Genomic DNA, 15,722 nt, shown 5'->3' on the forward strand with positions numbered 1-15,722 from the left:
AAGATATCCTATTTTTTATTCTTAATAAAGCCACGTATTACATGAATAAATGGTGCATTTAATATAACCGTAAGAATAAAGTAAATAAATATTCCAATAATTATCTGAACTGCAAAATTGGTAAATGAAGCTCCTTGAATTTCATTAAGATAACTTATTGCAAAATACATAATTATTCCCGCAACAAAGTACTTCCAAATTCCATAAAATAATTTAGAAATTTTTAATTGATTGCGAATAAAATATAGCTGTAATCCAGTAACGGCAACCTCTGATAATACAGTAGCAATCACGGCACCCATTACATGATATTGTAAGATCAACCAAATATTTAAAAGCAAATTCACTATCGCCCCTGCTGTAACTGAGGCAGTATATTGGCGAGTTTGGTTTGTAGGTAATAGATATTGAGTCCCTAATACATTACTCCAAGCAATCAACACAATTACTATTGATAACACCGCAATTAAATTACCAGTAACAGCAAATTCCGGTCCCATGAACCAAGTCGCTAGCTTAGGCGCAATTGCTGATAAACCAAACGCCATTGGAACGGAAATAAAACTTACAAAATCAAAAGAAGTATACAAATACTGATGTAGTTTCTCATAGTCATGAGCCGCAAAAGTATGCGCCATTCTTGGTAACATAACAGTCCCAGTTGCGGTAACAACTGCTAAAACCATCTTAACCATTTTATCAGAGTTTTCATAAAAACCGGCGCTTTGAACACCATCAATACTTCCTAACATGGTTTTATTAAGCACCAAGTAAATTTGAGTAGCGATTTGCGGAACAAATAATCCAACAGACGGTCTAATATGTCCAATTAAATTTAATTGACTAAAATTAGGTTTACTAACAGTTTTTCTTAGATATCCCCAAAGAGAAACGTTACCAATCAACGTTGAAATGGTCAAAACCAAAATATAAGCTCCAACATCATGGCTGTTTTTTACAAACACAAAGATAGCAATAACGGATAAGGTTTTGATAAAAAAGTTTCGTAAAACTGTCCGCTGAAAGTTTTCAATTCCCATAAATAGCCAAGAAATATCAAAGGCCGCTGCAATAATTTGAACAGACTGATACAGATAAAACTGCTGATATTGCTTAGTAAAAATCAAGAAAATCAGGAAGGCAGCATACGCAATTCCAATTGTAATAAATCTTAAAATCGAAATTTCCCAAAAATTCTGACTCATTTTTTGCTTATCGTCACGAACGTAAGCAATGGTCCGATTACCATACAATCCGATTCCAATACTTCCTAAAAGAATAAAATATTGAATGATCGAGTTGGTATAGGCATTAATCCCTACCCCTTCACTACCTAAGACTCGTGTAATGTAAGGAGTGGTAATTAGCGGCACAATTAAAATAAAAACTTGATAGCCTACATTGTAAAAATAATTTTTAACCAGTTTCATTTAAATTAGCTCAATTCTTTTTTAGCTGCGTAAAGCGCTGCTCCAATAACTTGATCCATGTTGTAATAACGATAACCGCCCAAACGGCCACCAAAAATAACTTGGTCATTTTGGCGGGCTAACTTAGCGTATTGGTGGTAAAGTTCACCATTTCGTTCGTCGTTAACTGGATAGTAAGGTTCATCACCACGGTGCCAGTCTTTTGGATATTCTCTGGTAATTACAGTCTTAGCTTGAGTGCCGAATTCAAAGTGCTTGTGTTCAATAATTCGGGTATAAGCATGGTCCTTATCAGTATAGTTAACTACCGCATTACCTTGATAGTTTTCCATATCTAGCACTTCAGTTTCAAACTTCAAAGACCGATATTCTAATTCCCCTAATTGGTAATCATAGAATTGGTCAATCATTCCAGTGTAAACAACTTTATCAAAATCTGCCAAATAGCTATCTTTATTAGCAAAGAAATCAGTGTTTAATTGCACAGTAATGTTAGGATGATCCAACATTTTTTCAACGATTTGAGTGTAGCCCCCTACTGGGATTCCTTGATACTTATCGTTGAAGTAATTGTTATCGTAGATAAACCGAACTGGAAGCCGCTTAATAATGAAAGCTGGTAATTCTGAACAAGGCCGACCCCATTGTTTTTCGGTGTATTCTTTAACTAACTTTTCATAGATATCAGTTCCAACTAGTGAAATAGCTTGTTCTTCTAAGTTAGTTGGTTCTTTACCGTTAAGAACGGCTTTTTGTTCTTCAATTTTAGCTTGAGCTTCAGCTGGAGTAACTACGCCCCAAAGTTTGTTGAAAGTATTCATGTTAAAAGGCATGTTGTAGATTTCACCATGGTAATTAGCTACTGGTGAATTGGTGTAACGATTAAATTCAGAAAATTGGTTAATGTAATCCCAAATTCTTTGTTCTGAAGTATGGAAGATATGAGCACCATACCGATGAACTTGAATTCCTTCAACGTCTTCTGTATAGATATTACCAGCAATGTGGTCCCGCTTTTCAATAACGGTAACTTCATGCCCCTTCTTAGCAGCTTCGCTAGCAAACACAGCACCGTAAAGACCGGCACCGACGATTAAATATTTACTCATTTATTTATTCTCCTTAATAAAATATACAGTATTAAATTTCAGTACTAAATTCCTTCAACGCATCCTGCCATGAAATAATCTTAAAGCCGGTATTTTCTGCCTTACTCAAGTCCAAAATAGAATGACGCGGACGATAAGCTTTTTGTGGATATTCTTCAGAGGTTACAGGTAAAACTTTAACATTCTTATCCTTTAATATTTCAGTAGCGAACTCATACCAATTACATGACCCTTCGTTAGACAATTGGTAAACACCAAATGGAATATCATTTGCTACCGCATAGGTCATAAATTCAGCCAGTGTACGAGTCCAAGTGGGACGCCCAAATTGATCAGCAACAACTGTTAATTGATCATGAGTTTCAGCAAGCTTCAACATAGTATACACAAAATTCTTGCCATATTGTCCAAACACCCAAGAAGTTCTAATAATATAATACTTGTCTGCATATTTTTGAACAGCTTGTTCACCTAGGTATTTAGTTCGACCATACTCATTTTTAGGATTAGGAACATCTTCTTCCGTATACATTTCCTCATTAGTTCCATCAAATACATAATCAGTACTAATATAGACTAACGTTGATCCCGCTTTAGCTGCCGCCTTAGCAACATTTTCAGTTCCTAATACGTTAACTTTTTCATCAATGCTTTTTCCCGGTTCTTCTTCAGCTTGGTCAACAGCTGTATAAGCAGCACAATGGTAAACCACTTTTGGTTGATTTTGTTTAAAATAATCATTAACAGCCTTAGGATCGGTAATATCCAATTCCTTTGAATCTGTTCCTGTGTAAGATAAACCTCGCTCATCTAAGAGATGGCATAGCTCCGTCCCTAGTTGTCCATTAGCACCTGTAACTAAAATTTCCATAATTTCATTCTCCTTTACACAACAAAAAGCTGACCGTCTCATCGACATTTGTCAGCTCATATGAATCTATTGACCATTTTTAGCATACTTGGCTTCTACAGCAGCCTTTTCATTCTTCCACCAATCTTCATGATTAGTATACCAATCAATTGTGTGTTGTAATCCAGTACTGAAATCAGTAAATTCTGGTTGCCATCCTAATTCTTCACGTAATTTGGTTGAATCAATAGCATAACGCAAGTCATGACCTGGTCGATCCTTAACTTGATCATAAGCATCTCTGGGTTGTCCCATTGCTTCTAAGATCATTTCCAAAACGGTGATGTTATCTTTTTCTCCATCAGCACCAATTAAATAAGTTTCGCCAATCTTACCTTTAGTTAAGATAGTCCAAACTGCTCGAGAATGATCATCTGTATGAATCCAGTCACGAACATTTTTACCACTACCATACAGCTTAGGACGAATACCACTTAAAATATTAGTAATTTGGCGTGGGATAAATTTTTCAATATGTTGGTAAGGGCCATAATTGTTAGAACAATTAGAGACAGTTGCATTTAATCCATAAGAACGTACCCAAGCTCTAACCAACAAGTCAGAACTGGCCTTAGATGATGAATAAGGACTACTTGGACGATAAGGAGAATCAGGGGTAAACTTCTCCCCTACCCCCTCACCATGACCTGGTAAGTCCTCTCTCAATGGCAAATCTCCGTAAACTTCATCAGTTGAAACATGGTGAAAACGAACATCATATTTACGACAAGCTTGTAATAAGGTATAAGTTCCTACAATGTTAGTTTGGATAAATGGTGAAGGATCAAGAATAGAATTATCATTATGACTTTCAGCAGCATAATGAACTACTGCATCGGCCTTACTAACAAGTTGATCGACTAAGTTAGCATCACAGATATCACCGACTACTAATTCTACCCGATCTTCAGGTAGGCCAGCTAAATTTTCTCGATTACCAGCATATGTTAATTTATCTAGTACTGTCACATGAACTTCGGGATGATTATTAACAACGTAATGTACAAAGTTAGAGCCAATAAACCCGGCTCCTCCAGTTACAATAATATTTTTCATTTTAAACTCCTATATTTCACCATAGACAAACGGATTATCTTTTTCAAATTCTGCCAAGGTTGGTTGCTTAGCATCTTTTTCTGAAGTAATAGCTTGGTCAAAATCAATTGGCCAATTAATATTTAACTCAGGGTCAGTAAAAGTAATTCCACCATCAGCTGCTGCATCATAATAATTATCACACTTGTACAAAAAGTTAACGTTATCTGTTAAGGTGACAAAACCATGAGCATAGCCTTTAGGAACTAGGAGTTGGCGATGATTACTTTCGGATAAAATATAGCCTTCCCATTTTTTATATGTTGGAGAACCCTTACGAACATCTACAATGACATCTAAAACAGCCCCAGTTACAACTCGGATTAATTTAGTTTGGGCCGCCTTACCACGTTGAAAGTGCAGACCTCTTAAAACGCCAGCTTGGGTAGATAATGAATGGTTATCTTGAATAAAATCAATATCAATTCCAACTTCTTTAAAATCACGTTCAGAATAAGATTCAGTAAAAAAGCCCCGATTATCTCCAAAAACAGCTGGTTCAATAATTTTAACGTCTTGCAAGTTAGTTGTGGTTACCTTTAATTTTCCCATTAATTAAACTCCTTTTCCTCAGCTACAATTCTTGACGCTACCTATTTTCATAAAGGGACCGATGCGACAAGCTAAAATATAAAATATAGGATTTTTAATATTGTTATCTTGGACATACTTTATTGACTGATTTAATGCGGCAATATCATAATAAATAGCTTGAGCTGGCCCAATATTAGGTACATATACATTAAAACAATCTGCTCCATTATAAAAAAAGCTGGAAGGTTGACTTTTGTCTGTTACCTTACAAGCTACATGATACTGAATATTTTGATCTCTCTGATCTTTAGTTAGATACTCAACAAAAGTCTCGTAACCACCATAATTAGCCGGAATTCCTTTAGATCCTACAATAAATACATGTTTTTTCAAAAGATTTTATCCCTCATAATCCTTTTTTCTAAGCTGTTTCGTTTGGAATAATCATAATTTTAACGGTTTTAAACATAATTTTGATGTCTAACCAAGTATTTCGAGTACGAATATACTCAAGGTCAAGCCTTACCATTTCATCAAAACCAACTGCACTGCGAGCACCGACTTGCCACAAGCCTGTGCATCCCGGTTTCACTACTAATCGTTGCCGATCATGATCAGTATATTGAGTTATTTCTCTCGGTAATGCTGGTCTAGGCCCAACCACCGTCATATCACCTTTTATAACATTCCATAATTGAGGAATCTCATCGATACTATACTTTCGAATGATCTTTCCTACTCTAGTAATACGAGGATCTTCCTTCATTTTAAACATTGCACCATCTACTTCATTATATTGAAGTAGCTTCTTTAATCTCTTATCAGCGTCGTTGTACATTGAACGAAACTTGTACATCCTAAATTCTGATTCATTTTTGCCTACCCGTATTTGGGAATAAAAAACAGGACCTGATGGATCATCAATTTTAATTAAAATAGCCACTAATAGCAGTAGTGGACTTAGTATTACTAACCCAGTAACTGCACTGATAACATCAAACAACCTCTTATAACGTAAATAAGTAGTGCTATCACTATTTTTATTAGTTAAATTATCCTCACTCTTTTTATCGCTCATGGTCTCTATATTACTAAACGTATCCCCCACTAAAAGTTAAAATTTCTATGTTAAAACAGCCAAAACTTCTTTTTGTGTTTCTTAGTATCATCTACCATTTTAATATCCACTACGTCTACCGGATCACCATTTAAAATGTTTCGGGCGTTATCCTGGTAGCGTTCAGCAATGTCTGCTCCAAAATCATTTTCTAACTTAGCAAACGCTTCTTTCATCAAGTACCGCCGGCCTTCAAAGTTATGGGCATCAGAAGCAAATACCGATCCTAAGTTGGCGTCAATGAATTTTTCGGTCAGTCATTGCACTTCTGAACCAAACACCCCCATGTAGCTACTAGAGGTTAATTGCGTTAAGCAACCTTGCTGAACGAAGTCAAATAACTTCTCTGGATGTTTTTGAAAACCATAGCGCACCACCCACCACAAAGAACAATTTCCAACGGAAGATTCACTGGATCGCTTACTAGTTTCTCAGTTTAATGTTTATAACGAGAAGTCTCTGAAGCGGATCCACCGAGGGTTCAAAGGACTCCAGGACACCTTGGAAGCATCATTTATTTAAGTTAGATGCATATTATATGTACGAAGGCATTTCATTTACACAAGATTCTTGACGCTACCAAAAGTTGGTTCAAGATTCATAAAGTCCTCCGCCTGTTATTGCTACAAATTAATAATATGGTTACAATTATGTTCGTAAAAAAATCGGCATTCTAATTCTAAAATGTTAACCAGAAAATATCATTAAAAGCCCAGACTAGAATGTTAAATTAGTAATACGTTATTACATATTAAATTAACCTTATTATAGTGAACTTTAAAACAGACAGCAACTGCCACTTTAGTTTTATCGTTTTGCTAGGGATTGAAGATTATATTTAAAAATATAATCAAATAGTGTAAAATCATAACCAAAAAGTAGGTATAAATAATTTATGAAATCAAATAATAAACATCACCGCAATAATAAACATTGGACTGCCATTATCGTCACCTTGGCAATCTTACTAACCGGGGGCGTCGTGTTTGGCGCACTAAAGTATCAAAGTTTGAGAAACACCGTTAGTAATTCCTATCAGGCAACCAACTTGACTAAACAACGAAATACTAGCGATAAGTTAAGCAAAAAAGAACCCATTTCTATTTTATTAATGGGGACCGATACTGGCGCTTTAGGCCGGAACTATAAAGGCCGGACCGATAGTATGATGGTGGTTACCATAAATCCTAAAAAGAATAAAACCACTTTAACTGGTATTCCACGAGATACAGCTGTCAACATTCCGGGATATAAAAAACAATCACCAGCTAAAATCAATGCAGCTTACGCTTTTGGCCAAGCTGAAACTAGTATGAAAACCGTTCAACAAATGCTTAACATCCCCATCGATTTTTACGTTCTAGTCAACATGGGCGGCATTAAGAAAATCGTTGATACCGTTGGTGGAATCGATGTTACCCCTACCCTTAGCTTTAAATACGAAGGTTACAAATTCAAAAAGGGTAAAAAAGTCCATATGGATGGTAAAAAAGCCCTCGCTTACTCTCGGATGCGTTACGATGATCCCCAAAATGATTACGGCCGGCAAAAACGGCAACGCCAAGTATTAATGGCAATCATCCAAAAGAGTGGCGCCGCTCAAGTGCTAATTAATCAAGACTTCATCTCTTCTGTTTCTAGCCAAGTTAAAACTGACTTGCAGTTCAAAGACCTCTTCGCCATTGCCAATGACTACCGTAAGGCTACCAAGGTATCAGAAACTCACCTTCAAGGTAAGTCAGAACAAATCGACGATCAATCTATGGAAGTTATGCCTAAGAAAGAACTGCAACGAGTTACTAACTTCATCCGTAGTGGGCTAGAATTAAAGAAGGCCAAAACCGGTAACATCGCGGTGAAACCTTCTACGAAATCAGACTCTAAGAATTCTGACAACGATGATTCCACTGCTAGTGAGGCTACTACTAGTTATCAAAGTGATACCAGTAGTTATGATCCTAGCAACGATGTAGCTGCCACAGATCCTAACAGCGGCATAGCTACTGCAGATCCTAATGCTGGTGCAGTAGGATATTAATTTTATCAAACAATAAAAAAGCTACCGTTCTTAATTCCAAGTTAAGAACGGTAGCTTTTTTATTTTACATTCAGTTGTTAATTAGCAGTTTGGAGAATGTGAGCTTGGGCAGCAGCCAGTCTGGCCACTGGGACCCTAAACGGAGAACAAGAAACGTAAGTTACTCCAATTTGTTCAAAGAAGTTAATCGATGCCGGATCACCACCAACTTCCCCACAAACACCAATTGGTAGGTCTGGCTTAGTTAAGCGTCCCCGATTAACTGCCATTTTCATCAGTTCACCTACCCCTTCCACATCAACGGTTTGGAATGGATCGGCCGGCAAAATTCCCTTTTTGATATACTCTGGCATGAATGAACCCACGTCATCTCGAGAATAACCAAACGTCAACTGGGTCAAATCATTGGTGCCAAAGCTAAAGAAGTCTGACTCTTTAGCAACCTGGTTAGCAGTGACACAAGCCCGAGGCATTTCCATCATGGTCCCCACCGTATAATCCACCGTGATATCTCGATCAGCCAGCATCTCTGCAATTTGATCGGTAACTAGTTTGCGAACCCAACCCATTTCAGCTTGGGAGTCAGTCAACGGAATCATAATGTGTGGGTGAACGATTTGGCCTTCATCAGATAACCGCAACACAGCGGTCATAATTGCTTTCACTTGCATTTGGTAAATGTCTGGGAAGGTTACCGCTAATCGATCGCCCCGGTGCCCCAGCATTGGATTACTTTCCTTTAGTGAATCGATTCTAGTAGTTAAGTAATCTACAGAAACACCAATCTGTGTGGCTACCTCTTGAATTTCGGCTGCATCATGAGGCAAAAATTCATGCAATGGCGGATCCAGAAGTCGAATCGTCACCTCTTTATCACCAGCTAATTTGTAAATTTCATAGAAATCAGCTTGTTGCATTTCCAGCAAATGAGATAGTGGTTCTGCTCGTTGGTCGGCGGTCTTGGCCAAAATTACCCGCCGCATTTGCAGTAAACGTTCTGGTTTGAAAAACATGTGCTCCGTTCGCGTTAAACCAATACCATCGGCATCGAATTCCAACGCTTTTTGAAAGTCGCGGGGAGTATCCGCGTTGGTGTATACCCCTAGTTTAGCAAACTCCTTCGCCCACTCTAATAGAATCGATAAATCCCCTTTAATCGTTGCCGGAGTAGTTTCAATTGGTCCTAGATACAGGTTACCCGTTGTTCCGTCAACAGATATCCAATCTCCCTCTTCAATCACTTGCTCCCCTACACTAGCTTGCTTCTTGGCGTAATTAACGTTTAATTCACTGGCTCCTACAACTCCCGTGGCGCCCATCCCCCTAGCAACCACAGCAGCGTGGGAAGTCATTCCGCCTCGTGACGTTACAATCGCTTGACTAACAATCATTCCTTCAATATCTTCTGGAGACGTATCTTGGCGAACCAAGATCACCCGGTGGCCTTCATCACTAGCCTGCTTAGCGGTCGCAGCGGTAAAGTAGACTTGCCCAGTTGCGGCCCCCGGAGAAGCTGGTAACCCAGTAGTTAAAACAGCATGCTCAGCCATCATTTGTGAATCAAATTCCGGATGTAATAACGCCGTCAGTGATTCCGGCTTCACCTTTAAAATAGCTTCTTGCTTGCTTAATAATCCCTCATCAACTAAGTCAATGGCAATTTTAACGGCTGCCGCTGGGGTGCGCTTACCGTCTCGGGCTTGCAATAGAAACATCTTTCCGTGTTCAATGGTAAATTCTAGATCTTGCATATCACGATAGTGTTGCTCTAAGGTGTGGGCAATAGTGTGCAATTGATCGTAAAGTTGGGGAACTTCCGTGGCTAATACTTCCACTGATTGAGGAGTTCGAATTCCTGCTACCACATCTTCTCCCTGCGCATTTTGCAGGTATTCACCAAATAATTTGTTTTCCCCAGTAGCTGGGTTTCTAGTGAACGCCACCCCGGTACCGCAATCAGCTCCGGCGTTACCAAACACCATTTCTTGAACGTTGACCGCAGTTCCCAGATCCTCTGAGATTTGGTTTTCCCGGCGGTAAATGCGAGCTCGCTGGTTATCCCAAGATTCAAACACTGCTCTAATTGCGGCCAATAGCTGGTCTTTGGGTTTTTGCGGAAATTCGCCCTGATCAGAATGCCGGTAAATTTGTTTAAATTCCACAACAACCGTTTTTAAATCTTCCGTAGTTAGATCCAGATCAGATTGGTAACCTTTTTGGGTTTTAATATCAGTTAAAATTTGATCAAAAGCATCTTCAGCAATGCCATAAACCACGTTGCCAAACATGGCTAGCAGGCGGCGGTAACTATCGTAGGCAAACCGTTCGTTAGCAGTTAGTTTAGCCAAAACAGCAACGGTTTTATCGTTTAAACCAATATTTAAAATCGTATCCATCATTCCGGGCATCGAAATGGCCGCCCCCGAACGTACCGAAATCAATAGTGGGTTTTGTTCATCTTCAAATCGTTTCCCGCTCGTTTCACTTAATTGTTCTAAAGCCCGATCTACCTGTTGTAATAGCTCTGCACTTAGTTGGTGAGTTTCTTGGTAATCATGGCAGGCCGTAGTGGTCAGGGTAAAGCCTTGGGGAACTGGCAAGCCTAATCTGGTCATTTCCGCCAAATTAGCCCCTTTACCACCTAATAAATCGCGCATGTTCATATTTCCTTCAGCAAAATTATAAACTAGTTGAGTCATAATATCCTTCTTTCTGGAAAATAATACATTACAATTATTATTTATAATGTAACTTATCTTCTGGAAAAATGCAAACGGTTTCTAACGTTTACAAATAAAAAACAAGCCTTCAGAGGGTTAATCGCCCTGAGAGCTTGTTTTCAGTGTTTAATTTCATTTACATTTAAGAATCAAATTGGCCGTTTTCAATAAAATGCTGGAAAATTCGATTTTTAGTAATTTTGCCAATCACCACGTGACTGCCCGCCCCTTCAGTAACAGGCAGGGAATCTACTTCATGGGTTAACAACAAGTTGCCAGCTTCCATTATGGTAGTTTGTGGCGTTACCATCACGATATTAGGCATTCTAGTCATGATTACGCCGGCCGGAACGGCCTTGGGATCATCGCTGGTGAACGTAGCCCGTAATAGATCTTTTCGTGAAATTAATCCTACCAAATTAGAATCAGAATCTACCACGTATAACGATCCTACATCTTCAATAAACAGCTTAGTGATCGCAGCTTGCATGCTAGTATCCTCACTAATTTTGGTGGCCGGCAACAAAATATCTTCGATTGGAAGATCATATAGCTCATTATAGTTAAGTCGGTTAGCAGGTTTTCCTTGATAGATGTAGCCTACTTTTGGTCGAGCTGCTAAAATTTCTACTGCTGTTAATAATCGCAGATCAGATCTAATAGTTGGAACGCTTAATCCTAAGTTTTCACCGATAGTTTCACCCGTCATCGGGCTATTTGCTTTTAGCATCTCAATAATCTTTTTTTGCCGATCAGTAAGTTCCATTCCGTTCTCCCATATTCTCAATCAATAATACGTTACGTTTAATTTTAAGTATATCATTATTTAATGGGTTTGCTTCAAATACCGCATTAATTCCCCAAATGAATACGCCCGACTCCAGAGCACCATTTCCTTGCGGCCGTTTTGCAGTTCGTATGCTGAGGTTTCAACTCGCATTGCTTCTTGGGGATTTTTTTCTCCCGGCTTCGCTGCCTTTACCGGTACAGAAGTAGTGTGAAACTTACCGTCAAATTTATATTTATGCTTCAACAACGTCATGAGACCCGAATTGGCTAATTCGCTTTGATAAATCTGCGGATAACGCAAGTATGGCAGATACACCGAATCAAAAAAGACGGCTTGACCATCAAAAGTAGTAACATACTTGATCTCATAGATATAATCATCATCATTAATTTTTAGTTTTTTCCGGATACTTTGTAGGCTATCATCCACAATTAACCGAAACGACGCTAATTTAACCTCGGCCTGACCTCCCATTTCCTTAATTGCTTCATAAACATTAAAGTAATGCATTCCGCCTACTTCGTGTTCGCGTTTTTTAACGAAGGAGCCTTTTCCCTGAAAAGTTTCGATATAACCACTAGTTTCTAAGTCCTTTAATGCTCGCCGAATAGTAATCCGACTCATTTGATAATCTCTATGTAGTTTGCTTTCCGAAGGCAACTTAGTGCCTGGTAAAAGGACCTTAGACTCTATTAATTTAATAATAGTATTTTCTAATTTTTGATATAGCGGAATTCGAATAGTCATATTCCTTCACCTGTCTTATGAGTATAACCAGTTTTTTTACTAATTGTTATTTTACCTTAAAGTACTTATTAAATGGGCATTTATGCACTTATCATATTCCCCAAATTAACGTTAATTTTTTTGACCATTTCCACTGTTAGCTATACATTTAACGGGTAATTTAGTAAATATGTAGTGAGGAGCTTTTTAAATGGTTGTTAAAAAAATTGCAATTGAGGAACATTTTTCCACACCAGAAAATAGTAAACTCTGGAATGACTCTGGCGAGGCAGATCGCAATGGTAAAAGTTATACTGATTTTATCGTAGATCGGTTGTGGGATGATAACAAGGCTTATCAAGATGAATTAAATCGGTTAGGCATAGTTCACACCGTAATGTCATTAACTTCTCCTGGGGTTCAAGGAATCGATGACCCTAAAACTGCAGTGGATTTAGCTCATAGTAGTAATCAAGATGCCTATGACCACTATGTAAAATCCAATCCAAAGCAATTTAGTATGTTTGCCGCAGTTGCTTTACAAGATCTCAACGAAGCTGCTAAGGAAGCTGAACATGCTGTAAAGGATTTGGGTGCTAAGGGAATTTTGATTAACGGTTACACCAATATGGGTGATGTTAACACTCCTATGTACTTAGATGATCCTAAAGTGGATGTTTTCTGGCAAAAGATCAGTGAATTGGATGTTCCAGTTTACTTGCATCCTAGAGAACCAATGCCAGCTTCTACTCAAATTTATCAAGGCTATCCAGAATTAATCGGTTCTGCTTGGGGCTTCACTCAAGAAACCGCGGTTCATGCAATTCGTTTGATTATGAGTGGCTTGTTCGATCGTTACCCTAACCTCACCGTTGTCTTAGGCCACTTAGGTGAAGGGCTCTCCCAAACTTTGCCTAGAACTGAACATCGCTTGTTCCGGCAACGAAATGGTGAAGTGAACGCCAAAAACGTTAAACCACTCACCTCATACTTGCACACTAATTTCATGTGCACTACTTCCGGCCACTATGACACCGACGCACTGGAAAGTGCCATCGAAGCATTTGGCCCTGATCGAGTAATGTTTTCAGTAGATTATCCATATGAAAATAACTCTGACGCTGCTAACTGGTTTGACCAACTAAGTCTGCCAGAAGATCTCAAGCAACAAATTGCTTATGATAATGCGGCTCGCTTGCTTCACATTAAATAATAGCAATCAAAAAACGCAAACTTTCCCCGAAGTTTGCGTTTTTTATTGTTTGATAAAGTTAAAATCCCGCTTTCCATAGTCTTCAATGTACTGATATAACACTAATTCCAATAATGCAATCGTTGAAATTTGAGAACTAATTTCAGTTTGGTTAACAGTTACCTGATCCGTAAAAACGTAGAGGTTAACGTCACTTAAATTCTGAATAGTATTATTATCAGCTTCGGTAATCGAAACTATGAAAGGTCTTTGGTGTGAGGCTTCAAAGGAATGCATCATTTCCAAGAATTCACTATTTTGGCCGTCATAGGAAATAATAAATACCAGGTCGTCCTTTTGAACCTGCTTCATAGTTACTTGCCGAAACTCATAGTCTTTAGGATATGTAACCGAAAAACCGGCCATACTATACAAATAATAAATATACTCCGTTGCGTACTTACTAATGCCCTTAGCAAACAGGTAAACGTTAGGATGAGTGGCCAAGTGACTAACTATCTCATTAATTTTGGTTGGCGAAATCACCCGAACAGATTCGGTAATATTTTTTAAGTACTCTTCTCGATAATCGCGCTGTTGAACGGTAAAAGGCATTGGCTTAGTAGCCGTTTGATTATTTAAGACGGTATATTTAATCACGGTGGTAAACTCACTAAACCCAGTAAAACCAATTTTCTTTACAAATCGCAAAAACGTGGCAGTAGAAACAAAGGTTTCAGCAGCCACCTCTCGAATACTTTGGTTTTTTACTTGATCCATATTTTTAACTACGTAATCAAACAATGCTTGCTCGCTTTTCGTCAATGAACTAATATGGGCGTTAACAATTTCAAAGAAGTTCATCTTTAACTCTCCTTTAAATTACCTGGGACACTCGTTACTAGTGTGTGAATTCCTCCACCCCCAGTTAGAAACTCACGAGCTTTAATGCCAACCACTTCTCGTTTTGGGTATAAATTCATTAATTGTTGCCTAGCTAATTCATCATTGGGATCATCAAATTCCGGAAAAATAATTGCTTTATCAACGGTAATGTAGTTAACGTAAGTGGCCGTTAATCTTTGTCCCATATTTCTTGGTAACATCCCGTTAATTGATTCCACGCCCTGTTCTTCTTCTACCGATAACACTTGTGGAGTTGGTAACTGCATTTTATGAATCTTAAACTTTCTCCCGACAGCGTCGGTTACTTGTTGCAATTGTTCATAAGCGGCCTGACTTATAGCAGCTTGGGGATCATTAGGGTCATCAGTCCAGGAGAGAACTAATTCCCCCGGTCTAACAAAATTAACTAGGTTATCAATATCCCCACCAGCTTCATCTAAGTAAAAGCCTTCTTCAAGCCAAATTACCTTTTGGGCGCCAAAATAATCCGCAAAAATTTTTTCAGCCTGTTCTTTAGTCATATTTTTATTACGACCTTCAGATAATACTACCTCTTCCGTCGTAATTAAGGTTCCTTGGCCATCAACAATAACTGAACAACCTTCTAGAATCATTGGATTTTGATAAACTGCTAAACTATCAATATCTGCTAATTTACCGGCAATTTCATTGTCTTTGTCCCATGGAAAATACAAACCATCGGTCAAGCCACCCCAAGCATTAAATTGAAAATCAACACAGCGCACTTCACCATCAGCATTTACTACATAAAACGGACCAGTATCCTTAATAAAAGCATCGTCACTGCTCATTTCCATTACTCTGACGTTGTTAGGCAGCATTGCTCTCGCATTTTTATACTGGGATTCATTAACTAACACGGTGGTGGCTTGGTAGCGAGCCAATATCTGTGCTAACTGGGTAAGTTGTTTTTGAGCTGGTTTACCGCCATTACGCCAATTATCCGGACGCTGCGGCCAAATTAAGTATCCCGATTGATGCGGTTCAAATTCTGCTGGTAATCTAAATTGATCTTGAGCTGGAGTTGTATTAGTTACTAATTCCATTATGCAAAATCCCTTCTCAACAAAGCAAGAGTGTCCCAGAAATCCACGTTTTCTGACACACCCCACTTCATTTATTAACTTTATCTAG

The 15,722-nt window shown here is 38.4% G+C and carries 13 protein-coding genes and 3 pseudogenes; 3 read left to right on the top strand and 13 right to left on the bottom strand.

Annotated elements, in window-relative coordinates; all coding sequences use genetic code 11:
- Window positions 1-8: 8 nt before the first annotated feature.
- The 8 genes and pseudogenes from OXT66_RS00360 to OXT66_RS00395 form a co-directional block, all read right to left on the bottom strand.
- A complete protein-coding gene (locus OXT66_RS00360; RefSeq protein ID WP_268595100.1) occupies window positions 9-1,430 on the bottom strand; it encodes a polysaccharide biosynthesis C-terminal domain-containing protein in 1,422 nt (473 codons plus the stop codon).
- 5 nt (window positions 1,431-1,435) lie between these two features.
- On the bottom strand, window positions 1,436-2,539 hold the full coding sequence (gene glf, locus OXT66_RS00365; RefSeq protein WP_268595101.1) for a UDP-galactopyranose mutase: 1,104 nt from the start codon (window positions 2,537-2,539) through the stop codon (window positions 1,436-1,438).
- Window positions 2,540-2,570: 31 nt separating this feature from the next.
- Complete coding sequence (gene rfbD, locus OXT66_RS00370) at window positions 2,571-3,410, bottom strand: dTDP-4-dehydrorhamnose reductase (protein ID WP_268595102.1); 840 nt, start codon at window positions 3,408-3,410, stop codon at window positions 2,571-2,573.
- Between the two features lie 66 nt (window positions 3,411-3,476).
- On the bottom strand, window positions 3,477-4,505 hold the full coding sequence (rfbB, locus tag OXT66_RS00375; RefSeq protein ID WP_268595103.1) for a dTDP-glucose 4,6-dehydratase: 1,029 nt from the start codon (window positions 4,503-4,505) through the stop codon (window positions 3,477-3,479).
- A gap of 9 nt (window positions 4,506-4,514) precedes the next feature.
- Complete coding sequence (gene rfbC, locus OXT66_RS00380) at window positions 4,515-5,096, bottom strand: dTDP-4-dehydrorhamnose 3,5-epimerase (protein WP_268595104.1); 582 nt, start codon at window positions 5,094-5,096, stop codon at window positions 4,515-4,517.
- Between the two features lie 48 nt (window positions 5,097-5,144).
- Window positions 5,145-5,471 (bottom strand): annotated as a pseudogene (locus OXT66_RS00385) (DUF1972 domain-containing protein); the annotation flags it as partial.
- A 28-nt stretch (window positions 5,472-5,499) separates the two neighbouring features.
- Window positions 5,500-6,156: a sugar transferase gene (locus OXT66_RS00390; RefSeq protein ID WP_268595105.1), complete on the bottom strand. Its 657-nt coding sequence runs from the start codon at window positions 6,154-6,156 to the stop codon at window positions 5,500-5,502.
- Window positions 6,157-6,206: 50 nt separating this feature from the next.
- On the bottom strand, window positions 6,207-6,371 hold the full coding sequence (locus OXT66_RS00395) for a hypothetical protein (RefSeq protein WP_268595106.1): 165 nt from the start codon (window positions 6,369-6,371) through the stop codon (window positions 6,207-6,209).
- Between the two features lie 193 nt (window positions 6,372-6,564).
- Between OXT66_RS00395 and OXT66_RS00400 the strand changes: the two are divergent.
- A pseudogene (locus OXT66_RS00400) lies at window positions 6,565-6,717 on the top strand (IS256 family transposase); the annotation flags it as partial.
- Window positions 6,718-7,357: 640 nt separating this feature from the next.
- Window positions 7,358-8,233 (top strand): annotated as a pseudogene (locus OXT66_RS00405) (LCP family protein); the annotation flags it as partial.
- A gap of 77 nt (window positions 8,234-8,310) precedes the next feature.
- Here the strand turns inward: OXT66_RS00405 and ppdK are convergent.
- From ppdK to OXT66_RS00420, 3 genes are all read right to left on the bottom strand, one after another.
- Window positions 8,311-10,932, bottom strand: coding sequence for a pyruvate, phosphate dikinase (gene ppdK / locus OXT66_RS00410; protein WP_268595108.1), 2,622 nt, complete (start codon window positions 10,930-10,932; stop codon window positions 8,311-8,313).
- Between the two features lie 163 nt (window positions 10,933-11,095).
- Window positions 11,096-11,719, bottom strand: coding sequence for a helix-turn-helix transcriptional regulator (locus OXT66_RS00415; protein WP_268595109.1), 624 nt, complete (start codon window positions 11,717-11,719; stop codon window positions 11,096-11,098).
- A gap of 60 nt (window positions 11,720-11,779) precedes the next feature.
- The gene (locus OXT66_RS00420; RefSeq protein ID WP_268595110.1) at window positions 11,780-12,490 is read right to left on the bottom strand and encodes a GntR family transcriptional regulator; all 711 of its coding nucleotides are present in this window, start codon (window positions 12,488-12,490) and stop codon (window positions 11,780-11,782) included.
- Between the two features lie 190 nt (window positions 12,491-12,680).
- Here OXT66_RS00420 and OXT66_RS00425 point away from each other — a divergent pair, with 190 nt between their 5' ends.
- A complete protein-coding gene (locus OXT66_RS00425) occupies window positions 12,681-13,682 on the top strand; it encodes an amidohydrolase family protein (RefSeq protein ID WP_268595111.1) in 1,002 nt (333 codons plus the stop codon).
- 42 nt (window positions 13,683-13,724) lie between these two features.
- Here the strand turns inward: OXT66_RS00425 and OXT66_RS00430 are convergent, their stop codons facing one another.
- Both OXT66_RS00430 and aguA read right to left on the bottom strand, forming a co-directional pair.
- Complete coding sequence (locus OXT66_RS00430; protein WP_268595112.1) at window positions 13,725-14,525, bottom strand: MurR/RpiR family transcriptional regulator; 801 nt, start codon at window positions 14,523-14,525, stop codon at window positions 13,725-13,727.
- Window positions 14,526-14,527: 2 nt separating this feature from the next.
- Window positions 14,528-15,634, bottom strand: a complete 1,107-nt coding sequence (gene aguA / locus OXT66_RS00435) for an agmatine deiminase (RefSeq protein ID WP_268595113.1) — start codon at window positions 15,632-15,634, stop codon at window positions 14,528-14,530.
- Window positions 15,635-15,722: the final 88 nt, after the last annotated feature.

The sequence above is a fragment of the Lentilactobacillus senioris genome, assembly GCF_026798195.1.
GTDB lineage: Bacteria > Bacillota > Bacilli > Lactobacillales > Lactobacillaceae > Lentilactobacillus > Lentilactobacillus senioris_A.

Bases quoted from the DNA above. Each gene is read 5' to 3' on its own strand.
- OXT66_RS00390 (WP_268595105.1), bottom strand. From the start codon at position 6,156: ATGAGCGATAAAAAGAGTGAGGATAATTTAACTAATAAAAATAGTGAT.
- rfbD (WP_268595102.1), bottom strand. From the start codon at position 3,410: ATGGAAATTTTAGTTACAGGTGCTAATGGACAACTAGGGACGGAGCTA.
- OXT66_RS00395 (WP_268595106.1), bottom strand. From the start codon at position 6,371: ATGAAAGAAGCGTTTGCTAAGTTAGAAAATGATTTTGGAGCAGACATT.
- ppdK (WP_268595108.1), bottom strand. From the start codon at position 10,932: ATGACTCAACTAGTTTATAATTTTGCTGAAGGAAATATGAACATGCGC.
- OXT66_RS00420 (WP_268595110.1), bottom strand. From the start codon at position 12,490: ATGACTATTCGAATTCCGCTATATCAAAAATTAGAAAATACTATTATT.
- aguA (WP_268595113.1), bottom strand. From the start codon at position 15,634: ATGGAATTAGTAACTAATACAACTCCAGCTCAAGATCAATTTAGATTA.
- OXT66_RS00425 (WP_268595111.1), top strand. From the start codon at position 12,681: ATGGTTGTTAAAAAAATTGCAATTGAGGAACATTTTTCCACACCAGAA.
- glf (WP_268595101.1), bottom strand. From the start codon at position 2,539: ATGAGTAAATATTTAATCGTCGGTGCCGGTCTTTACGGTGCTGTGTTT.
- OXT66_RS00430 (WP_268595112.1), bottom strand. From the start codon at position 14,525: ATGAACTTCTTTGAAATTGTTAACGCCCATATTAGTTCATTGACGAAA.
- rfbB (WP_268595103.1), bottom strand. From the start codon at position 4,505: ATGAAAAATATTATTGTAACTGGAGGAGCCGGGTTTATTGGCTCTAAC.
- OXT66_RS00360 (WP_268595100.1), bottom strand. From the start codon at position 1,430: ATGAAACTGGTTAAAAATTATTTTTACAATGTAGGCTATCAAGTTTTT.
- rfbC (WP_268595104.1), bottom strand. From the start codon at position 5,096: ATGGGAAAATTAAAGGTAACCACAACTAACTTGCAAGACGTTAAAATT.
- OXT66_RS00415 (WP_268595109.1), bottom strand. From the start codon at position 11,719: ATGGAACTTACTGATCGGCAAAAAAAGATTATTGAGATGCTAAAAGCA.